The sequence below is a fragment of the Pseudoalteromonas sp. S1612 genome, from assembly GCF_005887175.1.
Taxonomy (GTDB): domain Bacteria; phylum Pseudomonadota; class Gammaproteobacteria; order Enterobacterales; family Alteromonadaceae; genus Pseudoalteromonas; species Pseudoalteromonas undina.
The window spans coordinates 128,033-146,540 of record NZ_PNDH01000032.1; the positions used below are offsets into that span (position 1 = coordinate 128,033).

Genomic DNA, 18,508 nt, shown 5'->3' on the forward strand with positions numbered 1-18,508 from the left:
CGCTGTTGCTACTCCGCAAAGCATCGGCCTAAATAAACTCTACCTCGAAGTAAACCGATTAGCTTTCGTATAACAGATAGGCAAATTATCAATTCAAATCACTTACTGTAATAGATGTTTTCAAGCGATTTCTCGTTGTTTAAGAAATTTACCTAATAAAAAACATAATTATTTTTAGAGTGTAATTTAGTTAATAAATCTCAATTTAAGTGCCATATTTCATTATAAATCAATAAGTTCTCAACGCGCCGTGAATTCTCGATTTAAGTGGCACTGATCAAAAAATGCAAAAAATTTAATTTTTGATCAAAAACCAATTGATAACTATTTTCGTTTAGATTAATATAAACCCACTAAATGAAATTGAGAGTTGTTTGTATTCATGTATATTTGTCTTTGTCACGGTGTGACTGATAAAAAAATTGAGCAAACCATCGACGATGGTGCTACTACCATGCGCGAGCTAACTAAAGAGCTTAAAGTGGGCAGCCAATGCGGTAAGTGTTGTTGCTGTACTAAAAAGATCCTCAATCGTAAACTGATTCAAATAGCAGATATAACCGATCAAGTGGCTTAATAGTAATTTATAAAAGTAGGCCCTATCTGAACGAATTGGTTTAACATTTAAAAATTAAACATAAAAAAAGCAGTCTTAGCTGCTTTTTTTGTATTTATAACTTTAACTTACAGTTGCGATTGTAAGTAGTTTTCAAGCCCAGTGTTTTTGATCAGTAGTTGCTGTGTTTCTAGCCAATCAATTTGTTCTTCTTGCTCATTTAAAATGTTATCGAGCGCTTCACGGCTAATGTAATCTTTTTTACTTTCAGCTAGTTTAATGGCTGTACGTAGCTCATCTACTGTATCAAGTTCAAAGCTCATGTTAGCGGCAATCATTTCTTCGCTGTTTTCGCCAATGCGTAAGCGTCCTAAATCTTGAAGATTCGGCAGGCCTTCTAAAAATAAAATACGCTCAATTAAACGATCGGCGTTTTTCATTTTTTGTATCGATACTTTGTAATCAGCTTTGTCTAGTTTACTAAAACCAAAATCTTTAAACATGCGTGCATGTAAAAAGTATTGGTTAATACCCACAAGCTCATTAGCAAGTACTTTATTTAGTGCTGCAATAACGTCTTTATCGCCTTTCATAATATAAGTCCTTATTCGCCCATTTGAGCTTGGTGATAGTTTTGAGTGCCAATTTTGTCAATCAGACCCAGTTGTTGCTCTAACCAGTAGACGTGATCTTCTTCGGTATCAAATAATAGCTTTTCTAAAATTTCACGAGATTGATAATCTTGCTGTTGTTCACAGATAGCAATAACCTCTTTAACACACTCAACCACTTCAAGTTCTAAGGTTAAGTCGTTTTGCATCATGCTTTTTACATCGCTACCAATTAAGAGGTCACGACGTTTGGTCATGTTTGGTACACCTTCTAAAAAAAGAATACGTTTAATTAACCAATCAGCGTGATCTTTTTCTTCTTCCATTTCATGGTTAAGACGCTCATAAAGTTTGTTTAAGCCCCAATCGTCATACATGCGAGAATGAATAAAATACTGGTCAATAGCAGCTAATTCGTTAGCTAACAATGTATTGAAGGCGTCGATTACTTTTTGATTACCTTTCATGGCGCTTACCTTAAAAATTCTAATTGTGGCTAGTCTAGTATATAGGCACAGAATTGCAAGTAATTTACTTATAAATCATATGGTTAATATTGAGTTTGATTCTCGTTTAAGTTTGCATTGCTGGTTGATAAATGGACATGTTGTTATTTGTATTTTAGATCAGTAAGTTAGTTGAAGGTATTAAGCGCGTTCACACTGTAAAAGTGTGAACGCGTAAGTGATCAAAATTGATAAGTAACACCCACTGTGGCCGTTGTACCTAATCCTTTAATATTGTATCCACCATACGTGTAAGATTGCGCGCGGGCAGGGAAGTAGTCTTGGTTAAACAGGTTTTCTATCCCGATAAAACCTTGCCAATTATCTGCAAACTGATATTGGCCACTTAAGTTAAAAACAGTGTAGTGATCGACAGGCCCCTGATCGCCAACATATTTACCATTATCATTAGGCTCAAAGCGTTTTCTATCACCCACATATAAGTAACTTAATGTTAGCGACATACTGTCAATAGGCTGCCAGTTTAAATTAGCTGTGGCCTTTGGTGGGCTGATTTGTTTAGCGCCTAAATATACATCGGCTTCGGTGTTTTTACCTTCAACATAGCTATAGGTTGCAAGTAGTTTAAGTGTTGAGTTTATGCTGTAGTCTATCAATGCTTCATAACCCCAAATTTCTTGAGGTGCTCGTACCGGTTCATAAACGCCGGTTACTTCATTAAATTTATTTGTAGTGCCAAGCTCAGATGTGCTTCGATATGCTGCGACTTCTAAACGCACAGCATCAAATTGAGAATTAAAACCAATTTCATAATTATCGATAATTGAAGCCTGTGTTTGAATAAGCCCAATATCGTTTACGGTAGCAGAGCGAAGTAGGCGGCCAATATCTGATATATCCGACCCTTGTGAATAGCTTAAAAAGGGGCTGAATTTTTCATCTAGATTGTATTTAATACCCACGTTATAGGTTGTGGCATTGTAATCAACCGTGTCGCCTTTTACGTTAATAGGCACAGAACATTGCGTCGCCGTTTTACATAATTTAAGAGTACGGTAATCGTCTACGCTAAGGTCGATGTTTTCTTTGCGCACACCAGCTTTTATAATTAAGTCATTAGCAATAACCCATTTTGTTTGCAAAAAGCCTGCGATACTTTTCATGTCCATTTCAGGAACCCAAACACGACCATCAACCAGTGGCTGTGAAGTAATATCATTTAACGCATCAATGCCGTAAATAAATGAAGCTTCAATTGAGTTAAAGTCTACTTGGGTATTAAAAGTTGCTCGTGCCCCTTTTTTTTCTGAACTTATAATTGATTGCCCGCCTTGGTAATTTTCCTCAGGGTTGGCAAGGTTTGGCGAGAAGAAAAACACATTTTCTATATCTTGCATGTAGATATCTAAGGTCATTTGTGTGTTTTTAAACAGGGCATAGTCGGTATATTTTAGGGTTATATTTTCGTTACCTTCAGGTCCTTGTGGTTTACCTTGTTTTTGTAATTCTGACGGCACGTGAATGGCGTAGGTTTTTTCTCCTAGGCTCATATCACCAACAACATCGCCTAAGTCGGTTTTTTGTTGTGAACTGAAGTAGTTATAACTAAATTGGAGTTGCTTTTCATCATCAAAGTCATAGCCAAGCTTAGTGAAGTAATTTTGTGTAACGGCATCAGATAAACCATATTGTAAACCGAGAATATCGCCTTGCGAATCGCGTTGTACACCGTTTTCTTCATAGCTTGCAGTTACTAAGTAGCTAAATTTATCTGCACGACCATTCAATGCTGCAGATAACCTTGCGCCTGCGCTTTCTTCAAGTTTTACCGCACTAAAACGACTCGATAAGCTTATTTCACCTTGGGTTTGGCCATCGCTTTGTGCTTGCTTGGTAATATAGTTAATAATTCCGCCTGATGCGCCGTTACCATAAATAGACGTGGCTCCTTTAATGACTTCTATTCGGCTTATTGCACTCGGATCTAAGGTTTTTATTCCTAATGAACCGTTACGCAGTGGCGTTGATTGTGGCACACCGTCAATCATGATCAGTGGTGCACGACCACGCAGAGTTTGCCCTGTATTGCTTGAGCTTCCGGTGTCTGGTGCTAGGCCTGGAACCATTTGTGCTAAAAGACTTTGTAATTCAGGGTTAACTTTTAAATGCGCTTCTATCTGTTTTTGACTAATAATAGTAATAGAAGCTGGAACCTCATCAATACTCTCAAAAACACGACTACCCGAAACAATCACGTGTTCCATTTCTGATTGATTTAAATTTCTTTGGATTGTTGAATCGTCTGCAATACTGGCGCCACTGACTACTAATGCTATTAAGCTCAAAGATGTTTTAAACATGCGGGTCCTAAGTTTGAATGATTTTAGTTGTAAAAATAAGTGGCGCAATATTAAAAGTAATACAAAGTAAACGCAAGGTTAATGATAATTGTTTTTATTTGTATGCGTGATTTGAATTACAATGCCAACGTGATTGTAATACGCAGTTGCGTTAGAAAAAACTGATTGAGTAACTTACAGCGGGGTTATTTTGTTTAGCTATATTGCATGTGTTTACAGCGGTTATAAGTCGCTGTAAACATAAGTAATAAACGTGTAGTGCATATTAATTACAAGAAGTTTTATATCGGCAAATCGGGGCGAACAACTTCAATAATGCAGTGTTCAATTGCAAACTCGTCATGTAAATAGTGTTTAATTGAGGGAAGTTCAACAGAATTATCTGTTTGCAAAACAATTTCACAATGTGTGGTGTTATCGTCAAGTTGCCATGCTTTTATTGAATGTATTTGAGCGATGGCAAACTGTTGCAGTAACTTTTTACTGATAAGTTGCTGATCAAAATCAAGGGGGGCTGCCTGCATTAAAATGCTGCAGCTGGCTTTAAGTAATAATACGCCGTGATAAATAACATACAGTGAAATCAATATAGTCGCTATTAAATCAACTACATACCACTGGTATAAAATGATTAAAGTACCGGCAATAATAACGACTATTGATGCCATTGCATCAGACACATTATGAATAAACGCCGCCTTTATATTCATGTTGTTTTTAGCACCGGCTTTAAAGGTTAATAACGCAGTGACTAAATCAACGAGTAGCGCTACTGCGGCAACCCATACAATAATCCAACCGTTAATTGGTTGGGGGTTTAAATAACCATTTATGGCTTCAAAAATTAAATAACCCCCGATGACTATTAACGTAGTGCTATTAAAAAGGGTTGCTAGTATCTCTGCGCGTTTGTAGCCAAAATGATGGGTTGTATCAGCCTGTTTATTGCCAATTTTTCGGGCAACGAGGGCAATAAATATAGAGGCCGCATCACTTAGGTTATGTAATGCATCGGCAATTAATGAAAGGCTACCAGAAAATACGCCACCAACAACTTGCACTGCAGTCAGTAAAACATTTATAAATACGGCAAGAGTGAGCTGTTTATCACTTTGGTTATCATCAACGTGACTGTGTGAGTGACCATGACCCATTTTAGTTAAACTCCCTTATTGCTTTACTTTTTACTCATAATGACAACTTTTTACCATTTATAAAAGCGCTGTTTTAATTTGTTTTTTAGATATCTTAATGGCTAAATTTAAATAAGCCCGTGATAGTTACGTATTGAATATAAAAACGATATGCTAGGGTATAAATAATTGTATTAATGGCTTAAGTTATCATAATTATTTAGGCACTTTTTATTTTGAATTTAATAGGCATAAAAGTCGTTTTGAAGGGTTAATAACAATGAACACAGCAATAGAAATTCGCGATGCACAGCCAAGTGATGCAAAAACAATTTTGCATTTTATTAATGAGCTTGCCATTTACGAAAAAGAGCCAGATGCAGTTAAAACCAATGAACAAGCAATTTTAGATACACTGTTTTGCGACGGCGCAACAGCGCACAGTTTAATTTGTTTACAAGATGATGAACCGATTGGTTTTGCGGTGTATTTTTACAACTACTCTACTTGGTTAGGTAAAAATGGTCTCTATTTAGAAGATTTATATGTTAGCCCAGATAGCCGTGGAAATGGTGCCGGTAAAGCTATCATGAAAGAGCTGGCAAACAGAGCAATAAGCAAAGACTGTGGTCGCTTTGAGTGGGTAGTGCTTGATTGGAATAAACCCGCAATTGATTTTTATAATAGCATGGGCGCTGAGCCACAGAATGAATGGATTATATATCGTTTAACGGGCCAAGCATTGATTGATTTTGCAAACAAAGATTAGGGTCTGTTGACCTTTTAAGGTTAAATCCGTAAAGGTTAACAGACTCTAGTGCCGAATATGGCCAGTAATATACCTAGTTTTTGTTAAGCTAAGCGCTACATAATTTATAAGAGCAATTTATGGTTAATCAGCATTGGCAAAAAGCGCGTCAGAGCCGCGATGCGCGTTTTGATGGGCTTTTTTATGTAGCGGTAAAAACCACAGGTATTTATTGTCGGCCAATTTGCCCCGCGCCCACTGCGCATGAAAAAAATGTAACCTACTATCAGTTTGCGCACTCTGCTGCGCAAGCAGGGTTTAGGCCTTGTATTCGTTGCAGGCCCGATAGCGCACCAGGTAGTGCTGCTTGGCTGGGATCACAAACCACTGCATTGCGTGCTAAGCAGTTAATTGATCAATATCACGAGTGCGATTGTGAAGTTCTTGCTGCGCGTTTAGGAATAAGCAGCCGCTATTTAAGGCGGCTTTTTTCTCAATATTTTGGTCTTTCAGTAACTCAATATCGGTTATTTAATCAATGCCATTTTGCAAAAAAATTGATTCAAGAAACCAGCTTACCGCTTACCGAGATAGCGTTTGCTTCCGGCTTTAAAAGTGTGCGACGATTCAATGATGCTTTTTTAAAACAACTTAATATCGCGCCCTCAGCGCTCAGAACCGCCAAGTACTCAACTGATCTTGGGCTCACCTTAATTTTGCCTTTTCGTCCGCCGTATAACTGGCAAGCATTGCATGGGTTTTTAGCAAAACGACTTATAGAGCCAATAGAGTGGTTAACGCCAACCAGTTATGGGCGTACTTTTACTTATAAATCGTCTAGAGGCCGCTTTAATGCTGAATTTATTGCAGATAAACATCATTTTCGGGTGCAAATTGATATAGATAATACGCAATATTTACAGCCAGTTATTAACAACATTCGCCGTGTACTTGATTTAGATGCAGATACTTATTTAATTGAGGCGCATTTAAGCGAACACATTAATAATGCATTTCCACTTACTAAAGGCTTAAGGTTACCGGGTATTTGGTCAACCTTTGAAGCGGGTATTCGCGCTGTGTTAGGTCAGCAGGTGAGTGTAACTGCGGCGCATAATTTAGTGACTCAATTAGTGCAACAGCTTTCGGAGCAACAAGAGGGAAAGGTGTACTTTCCAACACCTGAAGTAGTGGCAGGTAGTGATTTTGCTTTTTTTAAAATGCCGCAGGCACGTAAAAATGCACTGCATAATCTCGCTGAATTTTGTGCTATTCACCCCAAGGAGGATGATTTAGACCAATGGCTTACTTTAAAAGGAATTGGCCCTTGGACGGTTAATTACGCAAAACTGCGCGGTCAAAGCCAACCCGATATTTTACTTGATGGCGATTTAGGGGTTAAAAAAGCCCAAGCGGCAGCAAGCTCGTTTGAATCTGCGAACTGTGCACCATTTCGATCTTACTTAACTTTTCAACTTTGGCAGCAATTATGATAGTGCAAACCAGTTTACCCAGCCCGATTGACGATATTATTATTCAGGCAACTGAAAACGGTATTAGTTATGTGGGGTTTTATCCACCGACCAGTTATGTCAGTACGCCTTTAAATAAGGTGACTAATTCACATGTTTTATCTTGTGTGGCGCAGCTTAATGAGTATTTTGCTCATACGCGTACTGAGTTTGATTTAGAGCTTGATACTGGCGGCACGCCATTTCAGCAAAGCGTATGGCAGGCATTACAAAGCGTACCGTTTGCTAAAGTGGCAACCTATAAAGATATTGCCATACAATTAAATAATCCTAAAGCAGTGAGGGCGGTGGGGGCTGCAAATGGCAAAAACCCAATCAGTATTATTGTGCCGTGTCACCGCATCATTGGTGCAAATAAAAAGCTAACTGGTTATGCTGGTGGCCTAGAGCGTAAGCAATGGTTACTAGAGCACGAAGCAAAATAAATAAAATAGCGTTTCCAAATTTGTATTCTCTGCACTTTAGGGTAGCATAAGCGCACTTTTTATTTGAAGGCACGGCCATGGCGCAATTATACTTTTACTACTCTGCAATGAATGCAGGTAAATCAACCACTTTATTACAATCAGCGTTTAATTATAAAGAGCGCGGTATGGAGCCGGTGATCCTCACCGCAGCCATTGACGATAGAGCAGGAGTGGGCAAAGTATCCTCACGTATAGGCCTTCAAGCAGATGCACATATTTATGATGCGGATAAAGACGTATACGAGCTAATTAAATCGCTCAATAGTGATAAAAAACGCCATTGTGTACTCGTGGATGAATGTCAGTTTTTATCTAAAGATCAAGTTATGCAGTTAACCGATGTAGTCGATGAATTAGGTATTCCCGTATTGTGTTACGGCTTAAGAAACGACTTTAGAGGTGAGTTATTTAGCGGCTCGCAATATTTACTTGCTTGGGCTGATAAGTTAATAGAACTTAAAACGGTGTGTCATTGTGGGCGCAAAGCAAATCACGTATTACGTACCGATGAAAATGGCGAGGCTATTGCCGATGGCAACCAAGTAGAAATTGGCGGCAACGACCGTTATGAATCGGTGTGCCGCAAACATTATAAAGCCGCGTTAAATATGGGCCGTTAAGGCTTTAATAAAGGTATCTATATCCGCTTTGGTAATACCTAAATGGGTTACTAGCCTAAGTTGCTTACTTGGGCTAAACACAATGTCCTGTGCTTTTAAATCGGCTGCTAGTTTTGTGATGTTTATGTTGTTATCAAACGTAGCGTAAACCATGTTTGTGGTATTACTCATGTTTACGTTAAAACCTGCCACGTTATTTAACTGCTTTGCTAAATAACGTGCATTAGCGTGGTCATCGACTAAACGTTGAGTGTTATTTTCTAAAGCATATTGCCCCGCAGCAGCTAATATACCCGCTTGGCGCATACCGCCGCCAAGCACTTTTCGCCAGCGTCTTGCTTTGGCTATCAATGCTGTTGAACCAAGCAATAATGAACCAACAGGTGCACCTAATCCTTTTGATAAGCAAATAGATACAGAGTCAAAATGTTGGGTTATTTCTTTAATATCAACGTTAAGCTCGGCAGCGGCATTAAAAGCGCGAGCGCCATCTAAATGCAGTGCTAAGTTATGTTGGTTAACAAATTCGCGTGCTTTGAGTAAATAATCAATACCGAGTACTTTACCACCTATGGTGTTTTCAAGGCTTAACAGGCGGGTTTTTGCAAAGTGGCTATCATCGGGTTTAATTGCTGCAGCAATTTTAGTAAAACATAGACTACCATCGGCTTCATTTTCAATAGGCTGTGGCTGAATAGAGCCTAAAACGGCAGCGCCACCGCCTTCAAACTTGTAGTTATGAGCATTTTGGCCACATATATACTCGTCGCCGCGTTCACAATGGGCCATTAATGCAAGCAGATTTGTTTGTGTGCCTGAGCTACAAAAAAGTGCATCTTGCACATTAAAACGTAATCGAGCATAAGCTTCTAATTGGTTTACACTTTCATCATCGCCATAAACGTCGTCGCCGACGGGGGCATGATACATAATATCCCGCATTTTGCTGCACGGTTTTGTTACTGTATCTGAGCGAAAATCTATCATGGGGTGTCCTTAAGTGGCTTTATACTAATTCTTCACAAATTTGTTCTCGGGTGGCTTTATCAAAATAGCTCCATGCAATAAAGCGACTGACTTTTTGCCCTTGTGCCATTTCAACAATTTTAAATTCACTAATAGGCTGTTGTTTTAGCTGTGCTTCTAAGGCTGCTAGAGTTTCTTTTTTAGAAACCAACGAGGTAAACCAAATTACTTGGTCACTGTGATCCCTGCTTTCTTTGATCATGTTAGAAATGAATGCTAATTCACCACCTTCACACCACAGCTCATTACTTTGTCCGCCAAAATTAAGTGCTTGCGAAGGCGCTTTGCCTAAGTTTTTCCATTTACGTTCACTGCCTTTACTGGCTTCTTCTGCACTGGCGTGAAATGGCGGGTTACACATTGTTAAATGATACAAATCTTTCGCATTAATCACCCCTTTAAAAATATGCTCGGGATTTTTTTGTTGTTTAAGCGTTATTTTTAGATTATTGAACTGAGCGAGCTGCTTGGCTATTTTTATTGCTGCAGAGTCTATGTCGCTGCCAGTAAAATGCCATTGGTATTCGCTATTGCCCGTTAGCGGGTAAACTAAGTTAGCGCCAGTGCCTATATCAAGCACTTTAATTTGTCGGCCAGTGGGAATAACCTGCTGGTTATCTTCGCTGAGTAAGTCAGCTAAGTAATGAATATAATCTACTCTACCTGGAATAGGTGGGCATAAGTTGTGCTCAGGAATGTCCCAAAAGTTAATGTTGTAATGACTTTTTAATAACGCCTGATTCAAGGTTTTTACAGCTAAGTTATTACTAAAATCAATACTTTGATTGCCTGTTGGAGTCGTAATTAAAAAAGCAGTTAACGAAGGGGTTTGCGAGGTAAGCAAATTAAAATCGTAACCATTTTTGTGTTGATTGCGCGGATGTAATTTAGAACGAGTTGATTTTGCTTTCATGAGGCTTTTTTAACAACAGGAATAAAAGCCAATAGTAACAAATACAGACAGAAAAAGTGCATAATTTTCCCTTTGGCTTACCAGTTATTACTGGTAGGATGAGTTGTTAGCAATTATAAGGAATTCGCTTTGGCAGTTACTCAAGAGTCTGTTTTTATTAAATTAGGTGACCATCAAACACTGCATTTGCGTCGTATCGCCAACCAGCAGCCAAGTGGGCCTGTGGTGCTATTAATTCATGGCGCGGTAGAAAATGGCAAAATATTTTACACTCATAGCAATAAAGGGTTAGCGCCTTTTTTAGCTGAACAAGGGTATTGTTGTTACGTAGCTGATTTACGCGGGCGTGGTGAAAGTAAACCTGCTATTTGTAAGCAAGCACGGTATGGACAAACTGAGGCGATTGTTGAAGATATTCCGGCATTTATTGAGAAAATTGAACAGTTAGAGAGTAAAAAACCTGACTTTTTAGTTGCTCATTCTTGGGGTGGGGTGTTGCTTAATAGCGTGTTTGCTCGCTTTCCTGAGCTGATAAACGATGTAAAAGCGTGTGCCTATTTTGGTTCAAAGCGTTCGCTATTTAATAACCACCCTAAAAAGTTATTTCAGGCCAATTTGATTTGGTATTTTATGGCACCAATTTTAGCGAAAAAACACGGTTATTTACCGGCAAAACGCTTAAAGTGGGGCAGTGATGATGAAACTCAAAAGTCGCACTATCAAAGTATGCAGTGGGCGAAGCAAAATCCGTGGGTAGACAGTGATGACGGGTTTGATTACGCTAAAACATTAGCAACTCTCACGCTTCCTCCAACGTTACATATTGCGGCAGTAAAAGATAAAGCATTGGCACAGCCTATCGATATTCAAAAGTTTATTGATGAGTCAGGTACTGGGGTGCAAAAAATGCAAATATATGGCCGCCGCTTTGGGCACAAAGTAGATTACGACCATATTAATATGCTTACTCACCCTCAGGCACGCCAAGAACAGTTTATGGATGTGCTTAATTGGTTTGAGGCAACGAGAGCAAACTAAGTAAAGGGGCTTCATAACGCTGCCACTTATCAAGGCTTTTGTTATTTACAGGTTGCCTGATGGCATGTTTACTGAGCGTTGTAACGGCGCTTTTGTTTTTGTAAAAGTCCAAACAAGTCTGTTCAAATTCGCAGCCAGTAAAACTTAATAGTGCGGTTAATTGATCTTTAGGATTTTCAATTAACTGCTCGTAACTTAAATTATAAATAGCTAAGCGGTTAAATTGCTGCCAATGGCTCATTAGTTTTTCATAAAGCTGATGATACAAAGCAAATTCATTTAAATCACAAAAATAGGGTTCGTTTTCAGCAAAGTAATTAGTAAACACTGAAAATGCGGTTGCATGAAAGTTGCGGGTCAGGTTTATAAACTTAGCATCTGGGAATAAAATATAAATTAACCCTAAGTTTTGGTAGTTGCTAGGCAGTTTATTGATAGCAAATGCGCAATTGCCCTCAAAAGAGCTTAACGTATCTAAATAAATAGCTCTGGCTTGGTTAATTAAAGGCGTTGTTAGCTTAGTTAAGCATTGAGGGTAGCGTAACCCTGTTTTATGTTCTAAAAAGGCGACTACCTTATTACTAATACTGGAGTCTTCTCCAAGCGTTGCCCATTGACTGTGCCCTGCTAACATTTGCTCAAGTAGAGTTGACCCGCTTCGTGGCATGCCAATAATAAACACGGGCGTAACAGGGTACTGCTTATTTAGGTTTGCTAAATTGAGCACACTTTCATTGTTATATTCAATAAGTTGATCATAAAAGCCAATTAAATCTTCAGTATTAAATTCACTGAGTTTGTGTTGTTGCTGATTGGCAATCACAAAATAGTTAAACGCTTGATCAGTATCGTCTAACTTGTCGTAACTTTTAGCTAAAGCATAGTAGCAGACCATTTTTAAGCGTAGGTTATTTGTTTGCGTTAAAAAATGGTGTAACTGATCGATGTAATTATTTGCTTTATTAAAACGCCCTAATTGTACCAATTCAAATAAAACATAAGCCGTAACCGGTGCTATTCCAAGCTTTAATGCCTCCTCTAATGTGACCTGCGCTTTATCAAGCTCGCCAAAATTTAAATAATGCTGAGCTAAATAATAGTGGGTGTCTGGGTTGTCTGCGGCAATGCTTGTTGCGTACTCGAGTACTTTTTGCGCGTCCTCAGGGGAGTTGACCGCATTAAATGCATCACTTAATGCATACAAAGGTTCTAATACATAAGGGAGGTGCTGACACGCTCGTTGTAGTATATACACAGCGGCATCAAATTGTTCTAAACGCAGTGCTACTTTACCTAGGCCAAACAGGGCGTCACCATTGTCAGGCTCTGCTTGTAATAGCGTTTTGTAATGAAACTCAGCTTCTCTAAGCTTGTTTTGTGACAATAACTCATTCGCTTTTTTTAGTAGCATAATACAACTAATATTCTTTTTATTTAATATAACCCCAAAGCCACAAAAAATGCGAGTGTAAAAGTCATTTTAAATGGGTTTATAGAGGGTAATAAAAAGGCGAAATGCATTACACATTTCGCCTTTGATTATCATTAACACATTTTAGAAAGTATAGGTTGCTTTAGCGTAGTAAAAGCCACCATTAATTCCGTATGGAGATGTTTCGTAATACTTACCACCCCAGTTGTTATTTGGTGCTACGGTGAAATCAAGTTTCTCTGCTTCTTGATCCAGTAGGTTTTGTGCACCGACTGAGAAACTAATTGAGTCATTCATGAAGTAAGTTACTTCAACATCTAATGTGACTGCTGCATCAGCCATTTTAGCCGTTTCATCATAATCTACGTGAACGCCTTGGTACTCACCAAAGTAGTTAAGACGAGAAAATGCTGAAAAGCTTTCCCATTGTTGTGCCCAGCTCAGTGTTGCACGGTGATTAGGTAAGTCATTTTCAAGACGACTTACTTTAAATGCTCCGGTAATATCACTTGAGCGTGTTACTTCTGTTTCATTCCAGTTGTAAGCTAAGCTGAATGTAGAGCTACCACTGAACAACTCAGCCGAGTAGTTAGCAACTAAGTCAACACCTTGAGTAGTGGTATCAAAGTCATTGGTAAAGAAACTAACTTGCGCTAAGTTTTGTACGTTAGGTACACCGGCAGCTTCGAGCGTGTCTTTATCTGCTTGGCTAAGTTCGATTTTATCTGACTGACTAATACGATCATCTACTTGGATGTTGTAGTAATCAACTGTTAAGAATAAATCGCCAATGGTGTATACCGCACCAAAGGTGTAGCTTTGCGATTCTTCAGGCTCAAGTTCAGTACCACCTAGTTGAATAGCAATTGGGTTTGTAGGTGGTAACAATGCTGAATCTACCAGTACACCACTGCTTAAGTTAGTTTGTACGTTACTAACATTTGCTTGGCCTACGGTAGGCGCACGGAAACCGGTGCTAATTGAGCCTCGAACGTTTAGATCTTCAGTAAGGTGGTATTGACCCATTAACTTATAGTTAGTGGTTGAACCAAAGGTATCGTAATCTTCGTAGCGAAGCGCTAAGCCCATTAAGAACTCTTCAGTAAATGGCGCTTCAATATCAATGTAAGCTGCATAGTTGCGACGGTCGTATTCGCCTGCATCTGATGGTTTAAATCCAGGGAAACCGTTAGAACCAATACCAAAACCTTGATCAGTTAATGGGCCGGCAATAAATGAAGCTTCATCGCCTGCTACTACGGTAAAGGTTTCTTCATGCCACTCTAAACCACCGGCAATGTTTACATCGTAAGCTAAGTCAAAGTCAAAACCCTTTGAAATATCAAAATTAAAGTTTTTCTCTAATTGTTCATATTTACCTGGGCTAAAATCACGCGGGCTATCTGGACCCAATGATGCATTGATTGTGTCGTATATAAAGTAGCGAGATTCGTTGTAACCTACAGTACCGCTTAGATCATAGTAAGCGCCTTCTAAAAAGCCACCAGTAAACTCACCTTTAGTACCAATAGTGAGTGACGTATCTGTGATATTACCACCAAAGTTTGGTGTAAAACCGCCCGGAAGCATTTCGTTAAATGCGAAACAATCAGGGTTGTTTGCTACACCATTAATGTAGTCAGGGTTATCAAGAACGTTGTCATCAATCATAATGGTTGGACAGTTACCGCTCATATCACCGGTTAAGTCACCAACAAGAAGTGTTTCGCCACCATCGTTTGAGTATGCACCAGGGCGAGTATGCGGGTTACGGTAATAAAAACCACCGCGTACATCACGCTCTGAGTAGTTACCAAACATATAAAATTGAGAGTCGTTAGTTAGCTCTAAACCAACATTACCAAAGATAGAGATGTCGTCATCTACCTCAGGTGCACCCCATACTTGGGTGATTGGGGCAATGTCTGGAACGCCTGCAGCATCAAGTGCTGTGGCATCGGCTCTTTGTACAGAACGGCTGGTCGCATCGGCTGTTTTGTACTGAAAACTTAAATTTGCAAAACCGCTATCGGTAAATGGTAAGCCCACATTACCTGAAATTTGGGTTGTATCACCATCGCCTTCGTAATATTGGCCTTTACGAACTTCGAATGACCCGCCTTCTGAGGCATCTTTAAGTTGGAAGTTTAAAACCCCAGCAATCGCATCAGAACCATATTGTGCAGCAGCACCATCGCGAAGTACTTCTACTTGTTTCAGTGCAATACTTGGAATAACTGAAATGTCGGCACCTTGAGCACCATCATTAATACCACCACCTAAAAAGGCAATAACAGAGGCACGATGACGACGTTTACCGTTAAGTAAAATTAGTGTGCTATCAGAAGGAAGTCCGCGCAAGTTTGCAGGGCGTACTAATGAAGCGGCATCACTGATTGGCATTGAGTGAACGTTTAAAGAAGGAATAGCTCCTTTTAACAGCTCTAGCATATCTGTGTTGCCTGACTTGCTAAGCTCTTCGCCACCGATAATGTCGATAGGAACAGGTGAGTCACCAATAGAGCGAGGCGCAGAGCGCGTACCAACTACGGCAATTTTTTCTACGTTTTTGTTTACTTTAACTTCGGTTTGCTCTTCTTGAGCAATTGCTGAACCAGAAACAAACAAGCCTGCGGCTGTTGTTGCTAGAGCAAATTTGATCGCCTGTTGAAGCGCATTGCTTTTTAATTTCATTCTAAATATCCCCAGTTAGAATTGATTTGTATAGTCTATTTACTGACTTATTTTTGTGGACATTTCACATTCAATGGGGAGCAAATATAGCTAACTCACTCCTAAAAGCTTAATTAATTAAGCGCACCTCCTGTGAGTCCTCGAAATAGACTATAGATAAAAAAACTAAAGAGGGCAATGGTCAATTAACTACTATTTAACAAGTGGAAACAAATGGTTTATCTAAAAATAACGCAGAGTTAATCACAACTAGGGCGAGAAAAGGGGGTAAAAACAGACATTGATACATAATTACTAACTAAATAAGCTATTTTAGTTATTTTCTATTATTGAATTAAATTGACTTACTGTTGATATTTTCACCATGGTGTTTTTTCCACGCAGCCAGCTTTTCTTTGTATTCATCCCACACGCAAGGGCAGCAACTGCCGCCGCCACAGCACTCATCAGATTTTGGTCTTTCGGGTTTAGTACTAGGGATGTTTTTTTGCATTTTTTTATTACAAAAGTGGAAAAAAGGACGCTTAGAATAAATGATTGAATAAAGCGTGTAAATTATTCTTTGTGAACTTAGAGCGCTGTGTGAGAATACAGGCTATGCGATTATATAAAGTCATTCATCGTGCACCCTGGCGGGTTGCTAAAATAAGTAAAAAGCGACAACAACTACGCTTTCGTCGTGCTATGGTCGCGCTTAAAATAGCCCTTGCTCAGGAAAAGCAAGAAACCAAAGAAATGCTAATAACTTATAGGCGTTATACCCAAGGGCAAACAAACAAAGCAGAACTAAAACGCGCCAACGAGCAGTTTGTAGATATATTAAAAGGATTAGGACTAGGCGTGTTTGCGTTATTGCCGTTTGCACCATTAACTATTCCACTGGTTGTTAAACTAGGGCAGTTAGTGGGTGTTGATGTATTGCCAAGTTCTTTTAGTATGAATAAGCCTATTAAAGAAATTGATCAACAGATTGCTCAACAAAGCCAACAGCAAGACTCAACTCCCTCAAAGAAGAAGTAAGCTAGCAGAACATAATTAGCTATACCTTTTAATAGTGCTTATTGTTATGCTAGGACATCATTTTCTATTATGTGAGTCATTAATGAGCGCTTTACTTCGTCATACCTCTTCAGGAATTCCTCTATCTTTTATTATCAAAAATGAATTAACAGACTGGCTTACTCAGCAACCAAGCTTTGTGCAGCAGTGGCTTGAAAATACCGATTTTGAAAAGTCAGGACTTGCGTTAATACCAAACGCAGAAACCGGTGAATTAAGCCAAGTATTTTGTATTATGCAACGAGTCGATGATTTTTGGGCTGCTGGTGAGCTTGCGAATAAATTACCTAAAGGCTGCTATCAAATTCAGGGTGATGAGTCTTTAGTTTCTCAACTTGCTTTAGGCTTTGTGTTAGGTGGTTATGAGTTCAGTGAGTATAAACAAAAAGCCACAGCAAAAGCTCAGCTTGGCATTGCCGATAAAACATTATATGAACAAGTAAAACAACAAGCAGATGCAATTAATCTAGCTCGCGACTTAGTTAATACCCCAGCTGCCGATATGATGCCGCAGCACTTATCACAGGTAATGAGCGATTTAGCTGATACATTCGACGGCGAGTTTACCCAATGGGTAGGCGATGAGTTATTAGAACAAAATTATCCAACTATTCATATGGTAGGCCGTGCAAGTGAAAACAAACCGCGTTTACTCGATTTGAAGTGGGGGGCGGTTGATGCGCCACAAATTACATTAGTAGGTAAAGGTGTATGTTTTGACTCAGGTGGGCTAGATTTAAAACCAAGTTCAGGCATGCGTAACATGAAAAAAGACATGGGTGGGGCTGCGCATGTTATTGCCTTGGCTCAATTAATTATGGCTGCTAACTTACCAATACGTCTTCGTGTTTTAGTACCTGCGGTTGAAAATGCTGTTTCGCGTAATGCATTTCGCCCTGGCGATGTAATAAAAACCCGTAAAGGTATTATGGTCGAAATAGATAATACTGATGCAGAAGGGCGACTAGTTCTGTGTGATGCTTTGAGCGAAGCACAAAACGATGAGCCTGAATTAATTATTGATTTTGCTACCTTAACTGGTGCGTGCCGTGTTGCTTTAGGAACAGAGCTGCCAGGCTTCTTCTCAACGGAACGTGATGTCGCTAATGCGATTATGGATTCGGGGATGCAAGTTAACGACCCTGTTTGGCAATTACCGTTATTCGAGCAATACACCCCATTCTTGAAAAGCGAAGTGGCTGATATGACTAACTGTTCAAGTACGCCATTTGGTGGCGCAATAACCGCTGCGCTTTATTTGAAAGAATTTGTAGAGCCAAACACACCATGGGTTCATTTTGATGTAATGGCATGGAACTTACGAGCATTACCAGGGCGCCCTGCAGGTGGTGAAGCTCTGGGTATTCGTGCAGTATTTACTTACCTACAAAATCGATTTAACTAACCTAACTAGGGTTAACTAAATCAAACATACCTTGCCTTATTTGATGTTAAAGCGCATATAACTCAAGGGGCAAACCATCTGGATCGGCAAAAAAGGTGAATTTTTTGCCGGTAGTTTCATCCACTCTTATTTCTTCGACGTCGATTCCATGCGACTCTAAATACGTTTTACTGTTTTCTACACTACTAACCTTAAATGCTAAATGTCTAAGTCCTTGTGCTTCGGGGTAGCTTGGTCTACTTGGCGCATCATTAAACGAAAATAATTCTAACTGACTGCCATCAGGTAAAGCTAAATCGAGTTTGTAAGACTGACGCTCTGCTCGATAATGCTCATTAATAATCGTGAGTTTTAATATTTCACTATAAAAATGTTTAGAGCGTAGGTAGTTGCTACAAATGATGGCTACATGATGAATGCCTAGTAGTTGCATATATTTTCCTTAAA

Annotated in this window: 18 protein-coding genes; 8 read left to right on the forward strand and 10 right to left on the reverse strand. The window is 39.2% G+C overall.

Annotation, left to right across the window (positions count from 1 at the left end):
- The first annotated feature begins 382 nt into the window (after positions 1-382).
- Positions 383-577, forward strand: coding sequence for a (2Fe-2S)-binding protein (locus tag CWB78_RS12365; RefSeq protein WP_013463106.1), 195 nt, complete (start codon positions 383-385; stop codon positions 575-577).
- Positions 578-684: 107 nt separating this feature from the next.
- On the opposite strand, the gene bfr (CWB78_RS12370) is transcribed toward CWB78_RS12365, so the two are convergent.
- From bfr (CWB78_RS12370) to CWB78_RS12385, 4 genes are all read right to left on the reverse strand, one after another.
- Positions 685-1,149, reverse strand: a complete 465-nt coding sequence (gene bfr / locus CWB78_RS12370) for a bacterioferritin (protein ID WP_036955020.1) — start codon at positions 1,147-1,149, stop codon at positions 685-687.
- 11 nt (positions 1,150-1,160) lie between these two features.
- Positions 1,161-1,634: a bacterioferritin gene (gene bfr / locus CWB78_RS12375; RefSeq protein ID WP_024602407.1), complete on the reverse strand. Its 474-nt coding sequence runs from the start codon at positions 1,632-1,634 to the stop codon at positions 1,161-1,163.
- Positions 1,635-1,855: 221 nt separating this feature from the next.
- Positions 1,856-3,994: a TonB-dependent receptor gene (locus CWB78_RS12380; RefSeq protein ID WP_138595833.1), complete on the reverse strand. Its 2,139-nt coding sequence runs from the start codon at positions 3,992-3,994 to the stop codon at positions 1,856-1,858.
- A gap of 281 nt (positions 3,995-4,275) precedes the next feature.
- Positions 4,276-5,148: a cation diffusion facilitator family transporter gene (locus tag CWB78_RS12385; protein ID WP_138595834.1), complete on the reverse strand. Its 873-nt coding sequence runs from the start codon at positions 5,146-5,148 to the stop codon at positions 4,276-4,278.
- 259 nt (positions 5,149-5,407) lie between these two features.
- Here CWB78_RS12385 and CWB78_RS12390 point away from each other — a divergent pair, with 259 nt between their 5' ends.
- The 4 genes from CWB78_RS12390 (at position 5,408) to CWB78_RS12405 (ending at position 8,494) form a co-directional block, all read left to right on the forward strand.
- Positions 5,408-5,896 (forward strand): GNAT family N-acetyltransferase, encoded by a 489-nt coding sequence (locus tag CWB78_RS12390; protein WP_138595836.1) that lies wholly within the window; start codon positions 5,408-5,410, stop codon positions 5,894-5,896.
- Between the two features lie 119 nt (positions 5,897-6,015).
- Positions 6,016-7,368, forward strand: coding sequence for a DNA-3-methyladenine glycosylase 2 family protein (locus tag CWB78_RS12395; RefSeq protein WP_138595838.1), 1,353 nt, complete (start codon positions 6,016-6,018; stop codon positions 7,366-7,368).
- Positions 7,365-7,832, forward strand: a complete 468-nt coding sequence (locus CWB78_RS12400; protein ID WP_055011925.1) for a methylated-DNA--[protein]-cysteine S-methyltransferase — start codon at positions 7,365-7,367, stop codon at positions 7,830-7,832. Before CWB78_RS12395 ends, CWB78_RS12400 begins: the two co-directional genes overlap by 4 nt.
- Before the next feature lie 77 nt (positions 7,833-7,909).
- Entirely contained in the window at positions 7,910-8,494 is a 585-nt protein-coding gene (locus CWB78_RS12405; RefSeq protein WP_008112278.1) for a thymidine kinase, read from the forward strand.
- On the opposite strand, the gene ltaE is transcribed toward CWB78_RS12405, so the two are convergent.
- Together ltaE and rlmF are read right to left on the reverse strand one after the other, a co-directional pair.
- Positions 8,477-9,481 carry a low-specificity L-threonine aldolase gene (gene ltaE, locus CWB78_RS12410; RefSeq protein ID WP_008112280.1) on the reverse strand — a complete coding sequence of 335 codons (1,005 nt, stop codon included), beginning with the start codon at positions 9,479-9,481 and terminating at the stop codon, positions 8,477-8,479. The genes CWB78_RS12405 and ltaE overlap by 18 nt on opposite strands.
- A gap of 19 nt (positions 9,482-9,500) precedes the next feature.
- A complete protein-coding gene (gene rlmF / locus CWB78_RS12415; protein WP_138595840.1) occupies positions 9,501-10,433 on the reverse strand; it encodes a 23S rRNA (adenine(1618)-N(6))-methyltransferase RlmF in 933 nt (310 codons plus the stop codon).
- 129 nt (positions 10,434-10,562) lie between these two features.
- Between rlmF and CWB78_RS12420 the strand changes: the two genes are divergently transcribed.
- The gene (locus tag CWB78_RS12420; RefSeq protein ID WP_010389130.1) at positions 10,563-11,471 is read left to right on the forward strand and encodes an alpha/beta fold hydrolase; all 909 of its coding nucleotides are present in this window, start codon (positions 10,563-10,565) and stop codon (positions 11,469-11,471) included.
- Here the strand turns inward: CWB78_RS12420 and CWB78_RS12425 are convergent.
- From CWB78_RS12425 to CWB78_RS12435, 3 genes are all read right to left on the reverse strand, one after another.
- A complete protein-coding gene (locus CWB78_RS12425) occupies positions 11,440-12,882 on the reverse strand; it encodes a tetratricopeptide repeat-containing sulfotransferase family protein (RefSeq protein ID WP_138595842.1) in 1,443 nt (480 codons plus the stop codon). The two genes, CWB78_RS12420 and CWB78_RS12425, sit on opposite strands and share 32 nt — an antisense overlap.
- A 144-nt stretch (positions 12,883-13,026) precedes the next feature.
- Complete coding sequence (locus tag CWB78_RS12430; protein WP_138595844.1) at positions 13,027-15,597, reverse strand: TonB-dependent receptor plug domain-containing protein; 2,571 nt, start codon at positions 15,595-15,597, stop codon at positions 13,027-13,029.
- 334 nt (positions 15,598-15,931) lie between these two features.
- On the reverse strand, positions 15,932-16,090 hold the full coding sequence (locus CWB78_RS12435; protein WP_010389126.1) for an oxidoreductase-like domain-containing protein: 159 nt from the start codon (positions 16,088-16,090) through the stop codon (positions 15,932-15,934).
- Positions 16,091-16,194: 104 nt separating this feature from the next.
- Between CWB78_RS12435 and CWB78_RS12440 the strand changes: the two genes are divergently transcribed.
- Together CWB78_RS12440 and CWB78_RS12445 are read left to right on the forward strand one after the other, a co-directional pair.
- Positions 16,195-16,617 (forward strand): hypothetical protein, encoded by a 423-nt coding sequence (locus CWB78_RS12440; RefSeq protein WP_010389125.1) that lies wholly within the window; start codon positions 16,195-16,197, stop codon positions 16,615-16,617.
- 82 nt (positions 16,618-16,699) lie between these two features.
- A complete protein-coding gene (locus CWB78_RS12445; RefSeq protein ID WP_138595846.1) occupies positions 16,700-18,061 on the forward strand; it encodes a leucyl aminopeptidase family protein in 1,362 nt (453 codons plus the stop codon).
- Between the two features lie 46 nt (positions 18,062-18,107).
- Here the strand turns inward: CWB78_RS12445 and gloA2 are convergent, their stop codons facing one another.
- Positions 18,108-18,494: an SMU1112c/YaeR family gloxylase I-like metalloprotein gene (gloA2, locus tag CWB78_RS12450; protein ID WP_138595848.1), complete on the reverse strand. Its 387-nt coding sequence runs from the start codon at positions 18,492-18,494 to the stop codon at positions 18,108-18,110.
- Between the last annotated feature and the right edge of the window lie 14 nt (positions 18,495-18,508).